Raw genomic sequence first — 19,432 nt, forward strand, 5'->3', positions numbered from 1 at the left:
CTCCTCAGGCGGCGTTCTTGAGTTTCGGGTCCAGCGCATCGCGCAGACCGTCGCCCATCAAGTTGATTGCCAGCACGCTGAGCAAAATGGTCAAGCCCGGCAGGCTCACCACCCACCAGGCGCGTTCGATGTAGTCGCGGGCCGAAGCCAGCATGGTGCCCCACTCCGGGGTTGGCGGCTGTACGCCAAGGCCGAGGAAGCCCAGGGCGGCGGCATCGAGAATCGCCGAGGAGAAACTCAGGGTGGCCTGAACGATCAGCGGCGCCATGCAGTTGGGCAGCACGGTGATGAACATCAGGCGTGGCAGGCCGGCACCGGCCAGGCGTGCAGCCGTCACGTAGTCGCGGTTCAGCTCGCCCATGACAGCGGCGCGGGTCAGGCGAACGTAGGACGGCAGCGACACCACGGCGATGGCGATCACGGTGTTGATCAGGCCTGGGCCGAGGATGGCGACGATCGCCACGGCCAGCAGCAGCGACGGCAGGGCCAGCATGATGTCCATCAGGCGCATGATGGTCGGGCCGAGCATTTTCGGGAAGAAACCGGCGAACAGACCGAGCAGGATCCCCGGAATCAGCGACATCACCACCGACGACAGACCGATCAGCAACGACAGGCGCGAACCCTGGATCAGCCGCGACAGCAAGTCGCGTCCCAGTTCGTCGGTGCCGAGCAGGAATTGCATCTGCCCGCCTTCGAGCCAGGCCGGAGGGGTCAGCAGGAAGTCACGGTATTGCTCGCTCGGGTTATGCGGGGCCACCCACGGCGCGAAGATCGCGCAGAAGATCACCAACAGCATGAACAGCAGGCCGGCGACAGCACCTTTGTTCCGGGCGAACGCTTGCCAGAATTCCTTGTAGGGCGAGGGGTACAGCAGGCTCTGATCCGCCGCGGAGGCAGCGGTGGCTACTGAGGAAGTTGGAGTGCTCATGAATGATGTCCTCAGCGCTGATGACGGATGCGTGGGTTGGCAAAGCCGTAGAGGATGTCCACCACGAAGTTGACCAGAATCACCAGGCAGGCGATTAACAGGATGCCGTTTTGCACGACCGGATAGTCACGGGCGCCGATGGCTTCGATCAGCCATTTGCCGATGCCCGGCCAGGAAAAGATGGTTTCGGTCAGGACCGCACCGGCCAGCAGGGTGCCGACTTGCAGGCCGACCACCGTCAGGACCGGAATCAGCGCGTTGCGCAGGCCGTGCACGAACACCACGCGAGCGGGCGACAGGCCTTTGGCGCGGGCGGTACGGATGTAGTCCTCGCGCAGCACTTCGAGCATCGACGAACGGGTCATCCGCGCGATCACCGCCAGCGGGATGGTGCCGAGCACGATGGCTGGCAGGATCAGGTGATGCAGGGCGTCGGCAAACGCACCGGGCTCATCGGCCAGCAGCGTGTCGATGAGCATGAAGCCGGTGCGCGGCTCGATGTCGTACAACAGGTCGATCCGTCCGGAAACCGGGGTCCAGCCCAGGGACACCGAGAAGAACATGATCAGGATCAGGCCCCACCAGAAGATCGGCATCGAGTACCCCGTCAGGGAGATGCCCATCACCCCGTGGTCGAACAGCGATCCTCGCTTGAGTGCCGCGATGACCCCGGCCAGCAGGCCCAGGATGCCGGCGAACAACAGCGCGGCCATGGACAGCTCCAGGGTCGCGGGGAAGAGGGAGGTGAACTCGGTCCATACGCTTTCACGGGTACGCAGGGATTCTCCCAGGTCGCCGTGGGCCAGTTTACCGATGTAGTCCAGGTACTGGGCGTAGAGCGGTTTGTTCAGACCTAGGCGTTCCATTGCCTGAGCGTGCATTTCGGGGTCGACCCGACGTTCTCCCATCATGACTTCCACCGGATCGCCAGGGATCATGCGTATCAACGCGAAAGTCAGCAACGTGATGCCGAAGAACGTGGGGATCAGTAACCCCAGTCGGCGGGCAATAAAACTAAACATCGTGTGGTGTACCTCATCAGCCGGTTAGGCGTGCCTGGTGTCCCTGGGGTCAGGGACACCGGGAGTTTTCTTATTTACTTCACCTGGGTGGTGGCGAAGTTATTCGTGGTGAGGGGGCTAATGTGATAGCCCTCTACGTTGTTGCGCATTGCGGTGAACATTCTAGTGTGCGCCATGCTGATCCATGGCAGATCCTGGTTAAAAAGAACCTGGGCCTGTTCATACAAGGCTGCACGTTCGGCCGGGTCGGTTTTCGCCCGGGCCTGATCAAGCAGGGTTTGAAACTTGTCGTTACACCAGCGGGCGTAGTTTTCGCCGTTTTTGGCCGCCTCGCAACTCAGAAGAGGCGTGAGGAAGTTATCCGGGTCGCCGTTATCGCCCGCCCATCCGGCGGAAACCAGGTCGTGCTCGCCGTTTTTCGCGCGCTTGAGCATTTCGCCCCATTCCATCACGCGAATGTCGATCTTGATCCCGACCTTGGCCAGGTCAGCCTGCATCATCTGCGCGCCGAGCATCGGGTTGGGGTTGGTCGGACCGCCACCGTTGCGGGTGAACAGGGTGAAGGTGGTGCCTTCCGGTACGCCGGCTTCCTTGAGCAGGGCACGGGCCTTGTCGAGGTCGCGGGTCGGGTTTTTCAGCGTGTGGTTGTAGCCTAGCAGGGTGTCGGGGTACGGGTTGACCGCGACGGTGGCATTGCCCTTGCCAAACAGCGCGTTGACCGCCGCTTCCTTGTCGAACGCTATGTCGATGGCTTTGCGCACGCGCACGTCGCTCAAGTATTTGTGCGACGTGTTCATGGCGATGTAGGCAACGGTCATCGCGTTGAGTTCATCGACTTTCAGCTTCGGATCGTTCTTGATGCTCGGAATGTCATCGGGCTTGGGATACAGGGCGATCTGGCATTCGTTGGCCTTGAGTTTCTGCAGGCGCACGTTGTTGTCGATGGCGATCGCCAGGATCAGCGAGTCAGCCGGTGCCTTGCCACGGAAGTACTCCGGGTTGGCCTTGAAGCGAACCTGGGCGTCCTTGTTGTAGCGCTGGAAAATGAACGGTCCGGTCCCGATTGGCTTGCTGTTCAGGTCGCCGGTCTTGCCGGCCTTGAGCAACTGGTCGGCGTATTCGGCAGGGTAGATCGAGGAGAACGCCATGGCGATGTCGGCCAGGAACGGCGCTTCGCGGCGGGTCAGGGTGAATTTGACCGTGTTGTCGTCAACTTTCTCGACGCTTTTCAGCAGCTCCTTGAAGCCCATGCTTTCAAAGTAGGGAAAGCCCACGCTCGACTTGTCGTGCCACGGGTGCTTCGGGTCCAGCTGACGCTGGAAGCTCCAGACCACATCGTCGGCGTTCATGTCGCGGGTCGGCTTGAAGTATTCGGTGGTGTGGAACTTGACGCCCTTGCGCAGGTGGAACGTGTAGGTCAGGCCGTCTTCGCTGATGTCCCAGGACTCGGCCAGTGCCGGCACGACATCCGTAGTGCCGGGCTTGAAGTCTGCCAGGCGATTGAAAATGGTTTCGGCCACCGCGTCGGCTGTGACTGCAGTCGTGTATTGAACCATGTCGAAGCCTTCCGGACTGGCCTCGGTGCAAACCACCAGGGGCTTGGCCGCTGCGCCAACCGCAACACTCAGCAAGGCGGCCGCGATGGCCGCACGTAGGGGAAGCATTTTCATCAAGAACCCTCTGCAATCGGTTAAGAGGACAAAAGCCGAACGGCCGATTCATCGCTGAATCAGCCGTTCGGCCGGGTGCATTACAAAATGTTGAACGGGATGGTGGTCACGAGGCGGAACTCGTTGATGCTGCCATCGGATTGTTGCTCACTGGCGCGGTGGGTGGTGTAGGTGGCGCGGATGGCAGTGGCTTTCAGCGGGCCGCTTTGTACCGCGTAGGAGGCGCCGATGCCATATTCGTAATGGTGTTCACCGTCCTGTTTCTGAATGCCATCGTAGCCTTTGCCTTCTACGCCGCCATTGCCGTTGTAGTGAGTGCCGTCGATGCCCCAGCCGCGCGCCTGGTAGAGGTTGAATTTCAGGCCTGGCACGCCGTATTCAGCCATGTTCAGGCCGTAGGCGATCTGGAACGATTTTTCGTTCGGGCCGTTGAAGTCCGACAGCAGGGAGTTGGCCAGGTAGATACCGTTGGTTTCGTGCAGGTAGTCGAAGTACTCGTTACCGTTCACTTCCTGATACGAGAAGGTCAGGCTGTGGGCCTGGTGGGTCAGACCGAACGACAGCGAGTAGGTGTCGTTGTCGATGTCGCCGAGCAGCTTTTTACCTTCGTCCTGGGTTTTGTAGTAGTTCAGGCCGGTGGTCAGGCTCAGCACCTGGCTGTCACCCAGCACGTGGCTGGCGCCGAAGTAGTACTGGTTCCAGAAGTCCTTGGCCTGGGTCGCCCAGAGGCTGGTGGTCAGGCTGGCCAACGGGTTGTAGGTGATGCCGCCAGTATAGATGTGGTCGGATTCCACGCTGCGGTTGCCGTATTCGGAACGGAATTTCTGCTGGCTCTGCTCCATACGCGGGGACACGCGGTCAAAGGTCGCGAAATCGAAAGCCAGGTTGTCCAGCTCGCCGATTTTCAGGCTGGCGCCCTGGAAGCTCGATGGCAGCGCACGGTTGCCGATGGTATCCACTTGCGGGCTGCTGTAGCTCTGGCGACCGACGGTCAGGGTGCTGTTGGAGAGGCGTGCCTTGACGTTGGCCAGGCCGAGTTTGCTCCACTGGTCGACCGCGTCGCCGTTGGAGTGAGCCAGGGTGCGGTTGGAGCCACCCTTGATGTCTTCGCGGCTACGGTCCAGCGCAATCGCGTTGTACGCCGCCACTTCGGTGCTGAAACCCACGGTGCCTTGGGTGAAGCCCGAACTGTAGTTGAGGATGGTGCCCTGGACCCAATTGATCCGGCGCGAGCCTTCCAATTCCTCACCGTGGCGCTCGTAGCCATAACGGCCACCGCGCTGCAGGTCTTCGTTGGAGTACCAGTTGCGGGTCGTGCCGCTCAGGGACTGGCCGTCGATGAAGCCGGTCGCTTCGCTCTGTGCACTCTTGTCTTTCACGGTGACCGGGGTGAACGCCTGGCTCTGGGTTTCCGCGTAAGCCGTGGCGGTGATGCTGCTGATGGCCAGGGCCAATATCGCGGTGCTGCTCAGTTTCATGGGTGAAGCTCCTTACTTTCTTTTTTTTTAATGCCGGTTTTTTTGGTGGTCCGGCTATTTGTTGGAACTCATTCACGCAAGGCAAACGTTTGCTAGTTGCCCATAAGGCGATTTACGGCAATACGCTTGCGTGAGGGTGCAATGCACCCCCAAGCGTTTTAGCTACACGGTTTGTTATTTATCGATGCTGACACCCGAGAACACGTTGCGGCCGAACGGGCTTACCTTGAAGCCTTCGACTTTGGCGCTCAACGGCTGGTTGACCGTCGAGTGGGCGATAGGCGTGATCGGCACCTGCTGCTTGAGCAGTTGCTGGGCCTGTTTGTAAAGCACGGTGCGCTGGTCGCGATCGGTGACGATCTTGGCCTGCTTGATCAACTTGTCGTAAGCCGGATCGCACCATTGGGAGTAGTTGTTGCCGCCGATGGCATCGCAGCTGTAGAGCGTGCCGAGCCAGTTGTCCGGGTCACCGTTGTCGCCGGTCCAGCCGATCAGACTGATGTCGTGTTCGCCATTCTTGGTGCGCTTGATGTATTCGCCCCATTCGTAGCTGACGATCTTTACCTTGAGCCCGATCTTCGCCCAGTCGGCCTGGAGCATTTCGGCCATCAGCTTGGCGTTCGGGTTGTAGGGGCGCTGGACCGGCATCGCCCACAGGGTGATTTCGGTGCCTTCCTTGACGCCGGCAGCCTTGAGCAGTTCCCTGGCTTTTTCCGGGTTGTAGGCGACGTCCTTGATGGTGTCGTCGTAGGACCACTGGGTCGGCGGCATGGCGTTGACCGCCAGTTGGCCGGCGCCCTGGTACACGGCGTTGAGAATGCCCTGCTTGTTCACCGCCATGTCCAGCGCCTGGCGCACCTCGAGCTGGTCGAAGGGTTTGTGGCGCACGTTGTAGGAAATGTAGCCGAGGTTGAAACCAGGCTTCTCGATGAGCTTGAGTTTCGGGTCGTTCTTCAGTGCGTCGACATCGGCAGGGCGAGGGTGCAGGGTGACCTGGCACTCGTTGGCCTTGAGCTTCTGCACCCGTACCGAGGCGTCGGTGTTGATGGCGAAAATCAGGTTGTCGAGTTTGACCCGGCTCGGGTCCCAGTACTGCTTGTTGCCGCTGTAACGGATGTTGGAGTCTTTCTGGTAGCTCTTGAACACGAACGGCCCGGTGCCGATCGGCTTCTGGTTGATTTCGCTCGGCTTGCCCGACGCCAGCAACTGCTCGGCGTACTCGGCGGACAGGATGGCGGCGAAGCTCATGGCGATATTCTGGATGAACGCGGCGTCCACGCTGTTGAGCGTCATGACCACGGTCAGCGGCCCGGTCTTTTCGACCTTGGCGATGTTCTTGTTCAGGCTCATCCCGTTGAAATACGGGAATTCGGTGGGGTAAGCCTTACGGAAAGGTTGCTGCGGATCGAGCATGCGGTTGAAGGTGAACAGCACGTCGTCGGCGTTGAAGTCACGGGTTGGCGTGAAGTACTTGGTGGTGTGGAACTTCACCCCTTCGCGCAGGTGGAAGGTATAGGTCAGGCCGTCTTCGGAAATATCCCAGCTCTTCGCCAGCCCCGGGACCACATTGGTGGCGCCTTTTTCGAACTCTGCCAAGCGGTTGTACAGCGGTTCGGCGGCATCGTTATCGGTTGCAGTGGTGTACTGCGCGGTGTCGAAGCCCGCCGGGCTGCCTTCGGAGCAGAACACCAGGCTGTTGTTGGCGGCCTGGCTGACGGAGGTGGCGGCCAACAGGCCGGTGCCCAGCAATGCGGATAAAACCAAGGTATGGCGCATGACGCTCCCTTTTCTCGTTCTCTAAGTGTTCTCAACGAGCGACCCACCCCGCCGCAGGCGTGGTGGCCTCTCTTGTTTCAATCCATGACAAGCAGCGATAACCCATTGCCCACGCATACACTGGTCAGATCCCGACGTTAAGAGGCGTGGGTCTGGCAGTAAATGCGTAAAGTCCTAAAGACTCGTAGGAAAGGTCAACGCGTCCGGCACCGCTGACGTGGTACTCGGCGGAATTTTATGTAGGTAATTTCCTACTTTGCCGGCAGATAAAACGGCGGCGACGTCAGGAACGTCGCCGCCGTCAAACCTTACTTGCTGACGCTGACGCCGTAGAAGGAGTTCAAGCCAAATGGGCTGATCTTGAAGTCCTGCACGTTGGTGCGCATGGGTTGGAACACCGTCGAGTGAGCGATAGGTGTCATTGGAACAGCGTCCTTGAGGACGTGTTGCGCCTGCTTGTACAGTTCGGTGCGCTTGGCCTGGTCCGAAGTACGCTTGGCTTGCTTGACGATGTCGTCGAACTTCTTGTCGCACCACTTGGAGAAGTTGTTGCCTGCAAGCGAGTCGCAGCCGAACAGCACGTTGAGCCAGTTGTCCGGGTCACCGTTGTCGCCGCTCCAGCCAATCAGCATCGCGCCGTTCTCACCACCCTTGGAGCGCTTGATGTACTCGCCCCACTCGTAGCTCTGGATCTTCACGTTGAGACCGATTTTCTTCCAGTCGGACTGCAGCATTTCTGCCATCAGCTTGGCGTTCGGGTTGTACGGACGCTGTACCGGCATGGCCCACAGAACGATCTCGGTGCCTTCCTTGACGCCCGCTTCCTTGAGCAGCTCCTTGGCTTTCTCAGGATCGTACTTGGCATCCTTGATGGTGGTGTCGTAGGACCACTGGGTCGGCGGCATGGCGTTGACTGCCAGTTGGCCGGCGCCCTGATACACGGAATCGATGATCTGCTGCTTGTTGACCGCCATGTCCATGGCCTGGCGCACTTTCAGCTGGGACATCGGGTTTGGCTTGTCGTCGCCCTTGATCTTGTCCATCACGTTGTAGGCGATGTAGCCAAGGTTGAAGCCTGCCTGGTCAGGCATCTTCAGGTCCTTGTCTTCTTTCAGCGCCTTCAGGTCGGCCGGACGAGGGAACAGGGTGACCTGGCACTCGTTCTTCTTCAGCTTCTGGATACGCACCGACGGGTCGGTGGTGATGGCGAAGATCAGGTTGTCGATCTTGACGTCGTCAGGCTTCCAGTAGTCCTTGTTCCCGGTGTAGCGGATGTTGGAGTCTTTCTGGTAGCTCTTGAACACGAACGGGCCAGTGCCGATCGGCTTCTGGTTGATGTCCGGGGCCTTGCCGTCCTTGAGCAGTTTCGCGCCGTATTCGGCGGACTGGATCGAGGCGAAGCTCATGGCCATGTTCTGGATGAACGCGGCATCAACGTCCTTGAGGACGAACTTGACGGTCTTGTCGTCGACTTTCTCGACCTTGGTGATGTTGGTGTCCATCCCCATGTCGGTGAAGTACGGGAATTCAGTCGGGTACGCCTTACGGAACGGGTCGTCCTTGTTCAGCATGCGATTGAAAGTGAACAGCACGTCGTCGGCGTTGAATTCGCGAGTCGGCTTGAAATACGGGGTGGTGTGGAACTTGACACCGTCGCGCAGGTGGAAGGTGTAGGTCAGGCCGTCAGGGGAGACGTCCCAGCTGGTTGCCAGGCCAGGAATGACGGCGGTGCCACCACGCTCGAACTGAGTCAGGCGGTTGAACATGGTTTCTGCAGAGGCGTCGAAGTCGGTTCCGGTGGTGTATTGACCTGGATCGAAACCGGCCGGGCTCCCTTCGGAGCAGAACACCAGGTTAGTCGCAGCTTGAGCGAAGGGTGCGCTAGCCAGGAGGCTGGCGCCGACTAAAAACGGAATGACCGCGTGTTTGAGCATGGTGGCCTCATGATTTGTTGTCATTTTTGAATGTGAGGACGACCTTGTGAGTCGTGCCTGCGGATACTTATGCAGGGGCTGTACCCAATGCAATATCCCGAGTCGTTACAAGCCTGAAACGGTGGCACGAACGTACCTTAATGTCGCATTTGTATAATTTTGATGCATTTGAACGTTTGCGCGTTGCTTTTCTGGGCTGACTTGCGCACTTTTTTGGTGCGCGAAATCCTCGGGTTGCCCACGGCTGGGGCGAGGGTGTTACCTATTTAAACCCCGTAGTGTGGGGGGATAATGGGAGTGGTTATCGTTGCACTGAAAGTGTCCCCTGCCTTTGAGTTGCACTCAGTGCAACTCAGGTCGTTTTTTGCGGTAGGACTTTATCGGTGGCAGATCCAGCATAGACGCTGGTGCAAAAAAAAGGCGATCACCGGGTGATCGCCTTTTTCGCCTTCGGGTTATCGAGTCAAGGCAGCAGCACTTCAATCGACCCGTCGGCCGTCATGCTGACCTGGCTGGTTCCGGCTTCAACTTCCGGGGTGACCGGCGCACTGTCCATGCTCGCGGCTTTCATCATCATTGGCGCGCGCATGTAGGGTTGCGGGTAGCCGTTGCTGTTGAGGTTCAGGTTGACGATTTTGTAGCCCTTGCCTCCCAGTGCATCGGTGGCCAGTTGCGCGCGGGCCTTGAAGGCGGTCACGGCTTCCTTGAGCAGTGTGTCCTCGCTGGCCTTGCGGGTCGGCGTGGCGATGGCGAAGTCCATGCCGCCCATTTTCAGGTCGGTCAGCAGCTCGCCGGTCAGCTTCGACAGCGCGGCGAAGTCGGTGCTTTCCAGGCGCAGTTCGGCGCGTTCGCGCCAACCGGTGATTTTCTGACCCTTGGCGTCGTAGATCGGGTAGCTGTTGCGGCTGCCCTGGCGCAGGGTGATGTCCTTGACTTGTTTGGCCTGGTCCAGCGCCTTGTTCATGGTGGTGCTGACGGTTGCGGCCAGTTTGGCAGGATCGGTGTTTTGCTCTTCGGTGTAGAGGGTCACGATCATCAGGTCGCGAGCCACTTCCTGGCTGACTTCGGCGCGCAGGGAAATCTGGTTGTAGTGAAGTTCGTCGGCAGCCAGTGCCGGGAGGCTGGCAACGGTGCCGGCACTGAGAGCGAGAAGGGCGGCGCTGCGGCGGAAAGTGTGCATGAAAGCTCCTTGGGCAATGCGCAGGGGTTGAGTCCGAGCCTGCGTGAAACCATCAGACTCTAGCTTTATTGATCCGGTTCGCCCAGTTACAACTTCTATACAGATGCCAGCATCGCAGGCAAGCAAGCAGGGCCTGTCTTATAGACGCCAGGGCAATTCCTGCCATGTGGCTGTTTGCCGCACTTTCGCCTGTCAGCCTCCGTGGTTGGTTATACTCCGTACGATTCGCCTGGAGCGCTCATCAGGAGAGCTCATGCTCGTCCCTTTTCAAATTACTTCTGCGACGCGCCAGAACCTCTGGCGGCTGACGTTCATCCGCATTCTGGTACTGGCTGCCCAGGCCGGTTCCGTGGGCCTGGCCTACTGGCTCGACCTGTTGCCACTGCCCTGGTTCCAGCTGGCGGCGACCCTCATTTGCTCGATGCTGCTGTGCGCCTTCACCGCCATTCGCCTGCGCACCACCTGGCCGGTGACGGAGCTTGAATACGCCGTGCAGCTGGCGTGCGACTTGTTTATCCACAGTGCCCTGCTGTATTTCTCCGGCGGTTCGACCAACCCCTTCGTGTCCTATTACCTGGTGCCGCTGACCATCGCCGCCGTCACGCTGCCATGGCGTTATTCGCTGATTCTGTCGGGCATCGCACTGGCGATGTACACCCTGCTGCTGGCGCGCTTCTACCCGCTGCAAACCTTCCCGATTGCTCGGGAAAACCTGCAGGTTTACGGGATGTGGCTGAGTTTCGCCCTGGCCGCCGCGGTGATCACCTTCTTTGCCGCGCGCATGGCCGAAGAACTGCGCCGCCAGGAAGAGCTGCGCGCCATCCGCCGCGAAGAAGGGCTGCGCGATCAGCAACTGCTGGCTGTCGCGACGCAGGCTGCCGGCGCCGCCCACGAACTGGGCACGCCGCTGGCGACCATGAGCGTGCTGCTCAAGGAAATGCGCCGGGACCATCACGACCCGATGTTGCAGGAGGACCTGAGCGTGCTGCAGGACCAGGTCATGCTGTGCAAGCAGACCTTGCAGCAACTGGTGCGCGCCGCCGAGGCCAATCGCCGGATGGCGGTCGAGACGCAATACGTCACCGACTGGCTCGATGAAGCGCTGAATCGCTGGCACCTGATGCGCCCCGAAGCCAGTTACCGCTTCCAGCGCCTGGGCCAGGGGCTGGTGCCGCGCGTTGCGCCGCCGCCTGACCTGACCCAGGCGCTGCTGAACCTTTTGAACAACGCCGCCGATGCCTGCCCCGAAGGGCTGCAAGTGACGCTGGACTGGAATGAGGAAGACCTGACCATCAGCATCCGCGACCATGGCGCCGGTGTGCCGTTGGCCATTGCCGAGCAGATCGGCAAACCGTTTTTTACCACCAAGGGCAAAGGCTTCGGCCTCGGCCTGTTTTTGAGCAAGGCCAGCGTGACACGCGCCGGCGGCTCGGTGAAACTCTACAGTCATGAGGAAGGCGGCACGCTCACCGAGCTGCGCCTGCCCCGTGTTGCCCGAGGAGATGAACATGAGTGACGAGATCCAAGTCGAAGGCGAAGAACTGCCGCATTTGCTGCTGGTAGATGACGACGCCACGTTCACCCGCGTGATGGCGCGTGCCATGGCTCGCCGTGGTTTTCGCGTCACCACCGCCGGTTCCGCCGAGGAAGGCCTGACCATCGCTCAGTCCGACATCCCCGACTACGCCGCGCTGGACCTGAAAATGGACGGCGACTCGGGCCTGGTGCTGTTGCCGAAACTGCTCGAGCTCGACCCCGAAATGCGCGTGGTGATCCTCACCGGATATTCGAGCATTGCCACGGCGGTCGAAGCGATCAAGCGCGGTGCCTGCAACTACCTGTGCAAACCGGCGGATGCCGATGACGTGCTGGCCGCGTTGCTGTCCGAGCACGCCGACCTCGACACCCTGGTGCCGGAAAACCCGATGTCGGTGGATCGCCTGCAATGGGAGCACATCCAGCGCGTGCTGACCGAGCACGAAGGCAACATCTCCGCCACTGCCCGGGCCCTGGGCATGCACCGCCGCACCTTGCAGCGCAAATTGCAGAAGCGCCCCGTTCGCCGCTGAACCTGCGCTGAACGGACCACGTACACATCTCGCGACAAATCGAGCCGATCATCTATGATCGGTTCGTGCGTGTTCTTTTCTTTATCGAGCCTTTTTCATGAATCAGAACGCTGAGTATTCCGCGGTCAACGATGCTGTGCGCGGGCAGTTCTTTCGCAAAGTCTGGGCGATGATCACGCCCTACTGGCGCAGTGAGGAGAAAGCCAAGGCCTGGACGCTGCTGATCGCGGTGATTGCATTGTCGCTGCTCAGCGTGGGGATCTCGGTGTGGTTCAACACCTGGTACAAGGATTTCTACAACGCCCTGCAACAAAAGGACGAGGCGGCCTTCTGGCGCCTGATCCTGTATTTCTGCGGGATCGCCGCGGTGGCGATTGTCGGCGCGGTCTACCGGCTTTACCTGACCCAGATGCTGACCATTCGCTGGCGGGCCTGGTTGACCGAGCGGCACTTCAGCCGCTGGCTCGGCCACAAGAACTACTACCAGATGGAGCAGGGCGGTTACACCGACAACCCGGACCAGCGGATCTCCGAGGACCTCAACAACTTCACCTCCAATACCCTGGAGCTGGGCATTGGCCTGCTGCGCAACATTGTCAGCCTGGTGTCGTTCTCGATCATTCTGTGGGGCGTGTCGGGCAGCATCGAAGTGTTTGGTTTCACCGTTCCCGGCTATATGTTCTGGTGCGTGCTGGTCTATGCCGTCGTGGGCAGCTGGCTGACGCATCTGATCGGTCGTCGCCTGATCGGCCTGAACAACCAGCAACAACGTTTCGAGGCCGACCTGCGTTTCTCCATGGTGCGTATTCGCGAGAACGCCGAGAGCATTGCGCTGTACAACGGCGAGCCCAATGAGAACCGGCGATTGAGCGACCGTTTCGGGCTGGTCTGGCACAATTTCTGGGACATCATGAAAGTGTCCAAGCGTCTGACGTTCTTCACCGCCGGTTACAGCCAGGCCGCCATCATCTTCCCGTTCATGGTCGCCGCCCCGCGCTACTTTGCCGGCAAGATCGAACTGGGTGAGCTGATGCAGATCAGTTCGGCGTTCGGCAACGTGCAGGAGAGTTTCAGCTGGTTCATCAGCGCCTACCAGAGCCTCGCCTCATGGCGCGCCACCTGTGATCGCCTGCTGAGTTTCCGTCAGGCCATGACCGACAACGAAGAGCGCGCGCCGGCCATCGATGTGCAGAATGCCGGCGCCATGTTGCAGGTGCGCAACCTGGGACTCGACCTCGCCGACGGTCGTCATTTGCTGACCGACGCCGACATGACCGTGGCGCAGGGCGAGCGTGTGATGCTCAGTGGTCGTTCGGGCAGCGGCAAATCCACGCTGCTGCGGGCGATGGGACATCTGTGGCCGGCCGGCCATGGCAGCATTCGTCTGCCGGCGACGCGCTATCTGTTCCTGCCGCAAAAACCCTATCTGCCGATTGGCACATTGCGTGAAGCCCTGAGTTATCCACAGGCCGGCGACACTTACCCGCACGAGCGCTATGTCCAGGTGCTGGAAACCTGTCGCTTGCCGCACCTGGTCGCGCGCCTGGATGAAGCCAATCACTGGCAGCGCATGCTCTCGCCGGGTGAGCAGCAGCGGCTGGCCTTCGCCCGTGCCTTGCTGTACGCGCCGCAATGGCTGTACATGGACGAAGCCACGTCGGCGATGGACGAAGAGGATGAAGCGTCGCTGTACCAGGCGTTGATCGATGAGATTCCGGGGTTGAGCATCGTCAGCGTCGGGCATCGCAGCAGCCTGAAACGCTTCCATCCGCGGCATGTTCGTATCGATAATGGACACCTTGTGGAACAGACCGTGACCGCCTGAACATCCCCGCCCCGCAGGGCGGGGTGATCGTACAACCGTGTTGCGCTATGATGCAGTTTCAGCCGAACTTTCGAGACAGACGTTCACCATGGAAAACCCGATCGAAGCTCCACGCCTCCCGCGCAAGCGCCGCAGCCTCGCACAGGAATTGGTGACGGTGCTGTCCGAGCAGATCCGCGACGGTCACCTCAAGCGGGGTGACAAGTTACCCACCGAGTCGGCGATCATGGACGCCCATGGTGTCAGTCGCACCGTGGTGCGCGAAGCGATTTCCCGCTTGCAGGCGGCCGGTCAAGTGGAGACCCGCCACGGTATCGGCACCTTCGTGCTCGACACCCCGAGCCCGAGTGGTTTCCGCATCGATCCGGCAACGGTGGTGACGCTGCGTGATGTGCTGGCGATCCTGGAGCTGCGCATCAGCCTCGAAGTCGAGTCCGCCGGCCTTGCCGCGCAACGCCGCAACCCCGAACAGCTTGCGCTGATGAGGGCGGCGCTGGATGCCCTCAACGAAAGCGCGGCCCATGCCAGTGATGCGGTGGCCTCGGACTTCCAGTTCCACCTGCAAATCGCGCTGTCGACCGGCAACCGCTATTTCACCGACATCATGACGCACCTGGGGGCCAGCATCATTCCACGTACGCGCCTCAATTCGGCACGCCTGGCCCATGATGACCAGCAGCACTACATGAGCCGGCTGAGCCGTGAGCACGAAGAAATCTACGACGCGATTGCGCGCCAGGATTCCGATGCGGCGCGGGCCGCCATGCGCTTGCACCTGACCAACAGCCGCGAGCGCTTGCGTCATGCGCACGAAGAGGCTGAAGCACAGCGCGGCTGAGTGTCAGAGGATCGTTCCCTGGAACCGGGAACGATCCGCGTAGGGCCCCGGTTTCAGGGCTCAATACGCATCAGCAGCACATCCGAGGACAACTCCAGGCTCGACTCGTCCCGGAACTTGTAGCGCAGCGCGACCTGAGTGCCGAGATACGGCTCCAGGTCGGTCTTCGGGATCTGCAGTTCTATCCCCGTCAGTTCGACCATCTCGTCAGTCGTCTCGTCCCAGACACCGGCCGGCTCATCCTCGCCGTGCCACTCCGGCTCATCCGGGTCCGGGCCGAGGATCGGGTACAGCTCCCAGTTCGGCGGAATATCGTGCGGATCGCGCACGCGCACGATCAATGCATCCGTCAGGCTCGACAATGTCACGGTAGCGACCTGATCACGAGGGTCGGTGGGGAACTGGGGCAACACGGGTGAAGGAAAACACATCTTCGAGTACTCCATCTCATTGGGCGCCACGATCCATTCGTGACGTCGTTTGACTCTAGGTGATGGCCTGCCGGTTCGCCGTTCACGATGTTTTTCGGAAAATTTCGACGGGCATTCGTTGCCGCGCTGACAAGCGCCGAGGCGCTCTGGACAAGGCTCCAGAGTGGTGCGAATCGCGGCCGGCGAACCGATTTGTGGCAGAAATTTTCACGCTGACGATGAAATGCAGTTGACGGTTGTTTTTTAAGTTGTACGATGACCTACAACTTCAGCGCAGGCTGAACGATTTCCTCACACAAAAACGTTGCTACCCAGGGTGTTCGAATAATGAATCCACAAGAACTGAAGTCCATCCTCTCTGCCGGTCTGCTGTCCTTCCCGGTTACCGATTTCAATGCCCAGGGCGATTTCAACCGCGCTGGCTACATCAAACGTCTTGAGTGGCTTGCCCCGTACGGCGCTTCGGCCCTGTTCGCCGCAGGTGGCACCGGTGAGTTCTTCTCCCTGGCCGCCAGCGAATACTCGGAAATCATCAAGACCGCCGTCGACACCTGCGCCACCAGCGTGCCGATCCTGGCCGGTGTCGGCGGTTCGACCCGTCAAGCCATCGAATACGCACAGGAAGCCGAGCGTCTGGGCGCCAAGGGCCTGCTGCTGCTGCCGCACTACCTGACCGAAGCCAGTCAGGACGGCGTTGCCGCCCACGTTGAAGCCGTGTGCAAATCGGTCAACATCGGCGTCGTGGTCTACAACCGTAACGTATGCCGCCTGACCGCTCCGCTGCTCGAGCGTCTGGCCGAGCGCTGCCCGAACCTGATCGGTTACAAGGATGGCCTGGGCGACATCGAACTGATGGTGTCGATCCGTCGTCGCCTCGGCGATCGCTTCAGCTACCTGGGTGGTCTGCCGACCGCCGAAGTCTACGCCGCTGCCTACAAGGCGCTGGGCGTGCCGGTCTACTCCTCGGCGGTGTTCAACTTCATCCCGAAAACCGCGATGGATTTCTACCACGCCATTGCGCGTGAAGATCACGCCACCGTTGGCAAGATCATCGACGACTTCTTCCTGCCATACCTGGACATCCGTAACCGCAAAGCCGGCTACGCGGTGAGCATCGTCAAGGCGGGTGCAAAAATTGCCGGCTATGACGCAGGTCCTGTGCGTGCGCCACTGACCGACCTGACCGGCGAGGAGTACGAAATGCTCGCCGCGCTGATCGACAAGCAAGGTGCGCAATAAAACATTCGATGCAAGGAGGCCGCTGAGTATTCAGCGGCCTTTTGCGTGAAGTCTCTTTATTTCGAGGGCGGTCCCGTGGCCACTGCAAAACGTTACGACAACTACATCAACGGCGAATGGGTTGCCGGTGCCGATTATTCGGCCAACATCAACCCGTCCGAGCTGAGCGACAACATCGGCGACTACGCCAAGGCTGACCTGGCCCAGGTCAATGCCGCCATCGACGCCGCACGTGCCGCTTTCCCGGCATGGTCCACTTCCGGTATCCAGGCACGTCACGACGCCCTGGACAAAGTCGGCACTGAAATCCTCGCCCGTCGCGAAGAGCTCGGCACCCTGCTGGCCCGGGAAGAGGGCAAGACCCTGCCTGAAGCCATCGGCGAAGTCACCCGCGCCGGTAACATCTTCAAGTTCTTCGCCGGTGAATGCCTGCGCCTGTCCGGTGACTACGTGCCGTCGGTGCGCCCGGGCGTCAACGTTGAAGTCACCCGCGAAGCGCTGGGCGTGGTCGGTCTGATCACGCCGTGGAACTTCCCGATCGCCATCCCGTCGTGGAAAATCGCCCCGGCCCTGGCCTACGGCAACTGTGTGGTGCTCAAGCCTGCCGACCTGGTGCCGGGCTGTGCCTGGGCCCTGGCGGAAATCATTTCTCGCGCAGGCTTCCCGGCCGGCGTGTTCAACCTGGTGATGGGCAGCGGTCGCGTGGTTGGCGATGCACTGGTCAATAGCCCGAAAGTCGACGGCATCAGCTTCACCGGTTCGGTGGGCGTCGGTCGTCAGATCGCCGTCAGCTGCGTCTCGCGCCAGGCCAAGGTCCAGCTGGAAATGGGCGGCAAGAACCCACAGATCATTCTCGACGACGCCGACCTCAAGCAAGCGGTCGAGCTGTCGGTACAGAGCGCGTTCTACTCCACCGGCCAGCGCTGCACCGCGTCGAGCCGCCTGATCGTCACCGCCGGCATTCACGACAAGTTCGTCGAAGCCATGGCCGAGCGCATGAAGTCGATCAAGGTCGGTCACGCGCTGAAGGCCGGCACCGATATCGGTCCGGTGGTTTCGCAAGCGCAACTTGAGCAGGACATGAAGTACATCGACATCGGCCAGTCCGAAGGCGCTCGCCTGGTGAGTGGTGGCGGTCTGGTGACTTGCGATACCGAAGGTTACTTCCTCGCGCCAACACTGTTTGCCGACAGCGAAGCGTCGATGCGCATCAGCCGTGAAGAAATCTTCGGTCCGGTGGCCAACATTGTTCGCGTCGCCGACTACGAGGCCGCGCTGGCCATGTCCAACGACACCGAGTTCGGTCTGTCGGCGGGCATCGCCACCACGTCCCTGAAGTACGCCAACCACTTCAAGCGTCACTCCCAGGCCGGGATGGTGATGGTCAACCTGCCAACCGCCGGCGTGGATTACCACGTTCCGTTCGGTGGGCGCAAAGGTTCGTCCTATGGGTCGCGCGAGCAGGGCCGCTATGCGCAAGAGTTCTACACCGTAGTGAAAACTGCCTACATCGGTTCCTGATACACGCAATACCCGCAGCAACGAGCTTGCTCGCGATGGTCCAGATCCGCGGTGTAACCGCCCCGCGTCTTCGTTGACGACCATCGCGAGCCAGCCCGCCGCTGCACAGACGACATCGTTATTACCCGCATAAAAATAATCAGTGGGAGTACATCTACATGCAAGCCACCCAAAAGCCGACTCACGTCCGCTATTTGATCCTGCTCATGCTGTTTCTGGTGACCACGATCAACTATGCCGACCGGGCTACCATCGCCATTGCCGGCTCCAGCCTGCAAAAAGACCTCGGCATTGACGCGGTCACCCTCGGTTACATCTTCTCCGCTTTCGGTTGGGCCTACGTGGCCGGGCAAATTCCCGGTGGCTGGCTGCTGGACCGTTTCGGTTCGAAAAAAATCTATGCGTTGAGCATCTTCACCTGGTCGCTGTTCACCGTGCTGCAAGGCTTCGTCGGTGAATTCGGCATGTCCACGGCAGTGGTTGCGCTGTTCATGCTGCGCTTCCTGGTGGGCCTGGCCGAAGCGCCGTCCTTCCCTGGCAACGCGCGCATCGTTGCAGCGTGGTTCCCGACCGCTGAACGCGGTACGGCCTCGGCGATCTTCAACTCGGCGCAATACTTCGCCACCGTGCTGTTCGCGCCGCTGATGGGCTGGATCGTCTACTCCTTCGGCTGGGAACACGTGTTCATCGTCATGGGGATCCTGGGCATCATCTTCTCGCTGGTCTGGCTGAAAGTGATCTACAGCCCGCGTGAACACCCACGGATCAACGATGCCGAGTTCAAGCACATCTCCGAGAACGGCGGCATGGTCGACATGGACCAGAAGGGCAAGAAGTCCGACGGTCCGAAGTGGGATTACATCCGTCAGTTGCTGACCAACCGCATGATGCTCGGCGTATACCTGGGCCAATACTGCATCAACGGCATCACCTACTTCTTCCTGACCTGGTTCCCGGTGTACCTGGTGCAGGAGCGCGGCATGACCATCCTCAAGGCCGGTTTCATCGCCTCGTTGCCGGCCATCTGCGGCTTCATCGGTGGTGTCCTCGGCGGCGTGATCTCCGACTACCTGCTGCGCAAGGGCCACTCGCTGACCTTCGCCCGCAAGGCGCCGATCATTGCCGGCCTGCTGGTTTCCAGCAGCATCGTGGCGTGCAACTACGTGGAAGTCGAATGGATGGTCGTGGGCTTCATGGCCCTGGCATTCTTCGGCAAAGGCGTGGGCGCACTGGGTTGGGCGGTGGTATCCGATACCTCGCCGAAACAGATCGCCGGTTTGAGCGGTGGCCTGTTCAACACCTTCGGCAACCTCGCGTCGATCACCACCCCGATCGTCATCGGTTACATCATCAGCTCCACCGGTTCGTTCAAATGGGCGCTGGTATTTGTCGGTTGCAACGCGCTGGTTGCGGTGTTCAGCTATCTGGTGATCGTAGGTCCGATCAAACGTGTGGTGCTCAAAGAGCCACCGGTCAGCGGTCCTGAAGCCACTAAATTGTCCCAAGCGCATTCCTGAG

The 19,432-nt window shown here is 60.4% G+C and carries 15 protein-coding genes; 7 read left to right on the forward strand and 8 right to left on the reverse strand.

Features of this window, described 5'->3' with window-relative positions:
* Nucleotides 1–4 precede the first annotated feature (4 nt).
* From ACM6IM_RS28970 to ACM6IM_RS29000, 7 genes are all read right to left on the reverse strand, one after another.
* Nucleotides 5–931 (reverse strand): ABC transporter permease subunit, encoded by a 927-nt coding sequence (locus ACM6IM_RS28970; protein WP_192309596.1) that lies wholly within the window; start codon nucleotides 929–931, stop codon nucleotides 5–7.
* Nucleotides 932–942: 11 nt separating this feature from the next.
* The gene (locus ACM6IM_RS28975) at nucleotides 943–1,953 is read right to left on the reverse strand and encodes an ABC transporter permease subunit (RefSeq protein ID WP_192309599.1); all 1,011 of its coding nucleotides are present in this window, start codon (nucleotides 1,951–1,953) and stop codon (nucleotides 943–945) included.
* 74 nt (nucleotides 1,954–2,027) lie between these two features.
* Nucleotides 2,028–3,623 carry an ABC transporter substrate-binding protein gene (locus tag ACM6IM_RS28980; protein ID WP_414866986.1) on the reverse strand — a complete coding sequence of 532 codons (1,596 nt, stop codon included), beginning with the start codon at nucleotides 3,621–3,623 and terminating at the stop codon, nucleotides 2,028–2,030.
* A gap of 80 nt (nucleotides 3,624–3,703) precedes the next feature.
* The gene (locus ACM6IM_RS28985) at nucleotides 3,704–5,101 is read right to left on the reverse strand and encodes an OprD family porin (protein ID WP_192309603.1); all 1,398 of its coding nucleotides are present in this window, start codon (nucleotides 5,099–5,101) and stop codon (nucleotides 3,704–3,706) included.
* A 174-nt stretch (nucleotides 5,102–5,275) separates the two neighbouring features.
* The gene (locus ACM6IM_RS28990; RefSeq protein ID WP_414866987.1) at nucleotides 5,276–6,877 is read right to left on the reverse strand and encodes an ABC transporter substrate-binding protein; all 1,602 of its coding nucleotides are present in this window, start codon (nucleotides 6,875–6,877) and stop codon (nucleotides 5,276–5,278) included.
* Nucleotides 6,878–7,185: 308 nt separating this feature from the next.
* Complete coding sequence (locus ACM6IM_RS28995; RefSeq protein WP_414866988.1) at nucleotides 7,186–8,811, reverse strand: ABC transporter substrate-binding protein; 1,626 nt, start codon at nucleotides 8,809–8,811, stop codon at nucleotides 7,186–7,188.
* Nucleotides 8,812–9,274: 463 nt separating this feature from the next.
* On the reverse strand, nucleotides 9,275–9,991 hold the full coding sequence (locus ACM6IM_RS29000; RefSeq protein ID WP_414866989.1) for an SIMPL domain-containing protein: 717 nt from the start codon (nucleotides 9,989–9,991) through the stop codon (nucleotides 9,275–9,277).
* A gap of 253 nt (nucleotides 9,992–10,244) precedes the next feature.
* On the opposite strand from ACM6IM_RS29000, the gene ACM6IM_RS29005 reads away from it, so the two are divergent.
* From ACM6IM_RS29005 to ACM6IM_RS29020, 4 genes are all read left to right on the forward strand, one after another.
* On the forward strand, nucleotides 10,245–11,507 hold the full coding sequence (locus tag ACM6IM_RS29005) for an ATP-binding protein (protein WP_192309612.1): 1,263 nt from the start codon (nucleotides 10,245–10,247) through the stop codon (nucleotides 11,505–11,507).
* Nucleotides 11,500–12,060 (forward strand): response regulator transcription factor, encoded by a 561-nt coding sequence (locus tag ACM6IM_RS29010; RefSeq protein WP_192309614.1) that lies wholly within the window; start codon nucleotides 11,500–11,502, stop codon nucleotides 12,058–12,060. Before ACM6IM_RS29005 ends, ACM6IM_RS29010 begins: the two co-directional genes overlap by 8 nt.
* A gap of 97 nt (nucleotides 12,061–12,157) precedes the next feature.
* Nucleotides 12,158–13,885 carry an ABC transporter ATP-binding protein/permease gene (locus ACM6IM_RS29015; protein WP_414866990.1) on the forward strand — a complete coding sequence of 576 codons (1,728 nt, stop codon included), beginning with the start codon at nucleotides 12,158–12,160 and terminating at the stop codon, nucleotides 13,883–13,885.
* Between the two features lie 88 nt (nucleotides 13,886–13,973).
* On the forward strand, nucleotides 13,974–14,723 hold the full coding sequence (locus ACM6IM_RS29020; protein ID WP_192309618.1) for a FadR/GntR family transcriptional regulator: 750 nt from the start codon (nucleotides 13,974–13,976) through the stop codon (nucleotides 14,721–14,723).
* Nucleotides 14,724–14,776: 53 nt separating this feature from the next.
* Here ACM6IM_RS29020 and ACM6IM_RS29025 read toward each other — a convergent pair whose 3' ends face one another.
* A complete protein-coding gene (locus ACM6IM_RS29025; RefSeq protein ID WP_192309621.1) occupies nucleotides 14,777–15,154 on the reverse strand; it encodes a hypothetical protein in 378 nt (125 codons plus the stop codon).
* A gap of 327 nt (nucleotides 15,155–15,481) precedes the next feature.
* Between ACM6IM_RS29025 and kdgD the strand changes: the two genes are divergently transcribed.
* The 3 genes from kdgD (at nucleotide 15,482) to ACM6IM_RS29040 (ending at nucleotide 19,431) form a co-directional block, all read left to right on the forward strand.
* Nucleotides 15,482–16,393 carry a 5-dehydro-4-deoxyglucarate dehydratase gene (gene kdgD, locus ACM6IM_RS29030; RefSeq protein WP_007981458.1) on the forward strand — a complete coding sequence of 304 codons (912 nt, stop codon included), beginning with the start codon at nucleotides 15,482–15,484 and terminating at the stop codon, nucleotides 16,391–16,393.
* Nucleotides 16,394–16,468: 75 nt separating this feature from the next.
* Entirely contained in the window at nucleotides 16,469–17,914 is a 1,446-nt protein-coding gene (locus ACM6IM_RS29035; protein ID WP_192309623.1) for an aldehyde dehydrogenase family protein, read from the forward strand.
* 158 nt (nucleotides 17,915–18,072) lie between these two features.
* Nucleotides 18,073–19,431 (forward strand): MFS transporter, encoded by a 1,359-nt coding sequence (locus ACM6IM_RS29040; RefSeq protein WP_192309625.1) that lies wholly within the window; start codon nucleotides 18,073–18,075, stop codon nucleotides 19,429–19,431.
* The last annotated feature ends 1 nt before the right edge of the window (nucleotide 19,432 follow it).

It is taken from the genome of Pseudomonas sp. IT-P12 (assembly GCF_949767465.1).
GTDB lineage: Bacteria > Pseudomonadota > Gammaproteobacteria > Pseudomonadales > Pseudomonadaceae > Aquipseudomonas.

Bases quoted from the DNA above. Each gene is read 5' to 3' on its own strand.
- ACM6IM_RS29005 (WP_192309612.1), top strand. From the start codon at position 10,245: ATGCTCGTCCCTTTTCAAATTACTTCTGCGACGCGCCAGAACCTCTGG.
- ACM6IM_RS29015 (WP_414866990.1), top strand. From the start codon at position 12,158: ATGAATCAGAACGCTGAGTATTCCGCGGTCAACGATGCTGTGCGCGGG.
- ACM6IM_RS28970 (WP_192309596.1), bottom strand. From the start codon at position 931: ATGAGCACTCCAACTTCCTCAGTAGCCACCGCTGCCTCCGCGGCGGAT.
- ACM6IM_RS28995 (WP_414866988.1), bottom strand. From the start codon at position 8,811: ATGCTCAAACACGCGGTCATTCCGTTTTTAGTCGGCGCCAGCCTCCTG.
- ACM6IM_RS28975 (WP_192309599.1), bottom strand. From the start codon at position 1,953: ATGTTTAGTTTTATTGCCCGCCGACTGGGGTTACTGATCCCCACGTTC.
- ACM6IM_RS28990 (WP_414866987.1), bottom strand. From the start codon at position 6,877: ATGCGCCATACCTTGGTTTTATCCGCATTGCTGGGCACCGGCCTGTTG.
- ACM6IM_RS29000 (WP_414866989.1), bottom strand. From the start codon at position 9,991: ATGCACACTTTCCGCCGCAGCGCCGCCCTTCTCGCTCTCAGTGCCGGC.
- ACM6IM_RS29025 (WP_192309621.1), bottom strand. From the start codon at position 15,154: ATGTGTTTTCCTTCACCCGTGTTGCCCCAGTTCCCCACCGACCCTCGT.
- ACM6IM_RS29010 (WP_192309614.1), top strand. From the start codon at position 11,500: ATGAGTGACGAGATCCAAGTCGAAGGCGAAGAACTGCCGCATTTGCTG.
- kdgD (WP_007981458.1), top strand. From the start codon at position 15,482: ATGAATCCACAAGAACTGAAGTCCATCCTCTCTGCCGGTCTGCTGTCC.
- ACM6IM_RS28985 (WP_192309603.1), bottom strand. From the start codon at position 5,101: ATGAAACTGAGCAGCACCGCGATATTGGCCCTGGCCATCAGCAGCATC.
- ACM6IM_RS29020 (WP_192309618.1), top strand. From the start codon at position 13,974: ATGGAAAACCCGATCGAAGCTCCACGCCTCCCGCGCAAGCGCCGCAGC.
- ACM6IM_RS28980 (WP_414866986.1), bottom strand. From the start codon at position 3,623: ATGAAAATGCTTCCCCTACGTGCGGCCATCGCGGCCGCCTTGCTGAGT.
- ACM6IM_RS29040 (WP_192309625.1), top strand. From the start codon at position 18,073: ATGCAAGCCACCCAAAAGCCGACTCACGTCCGCTATTTGATCCTGCTC.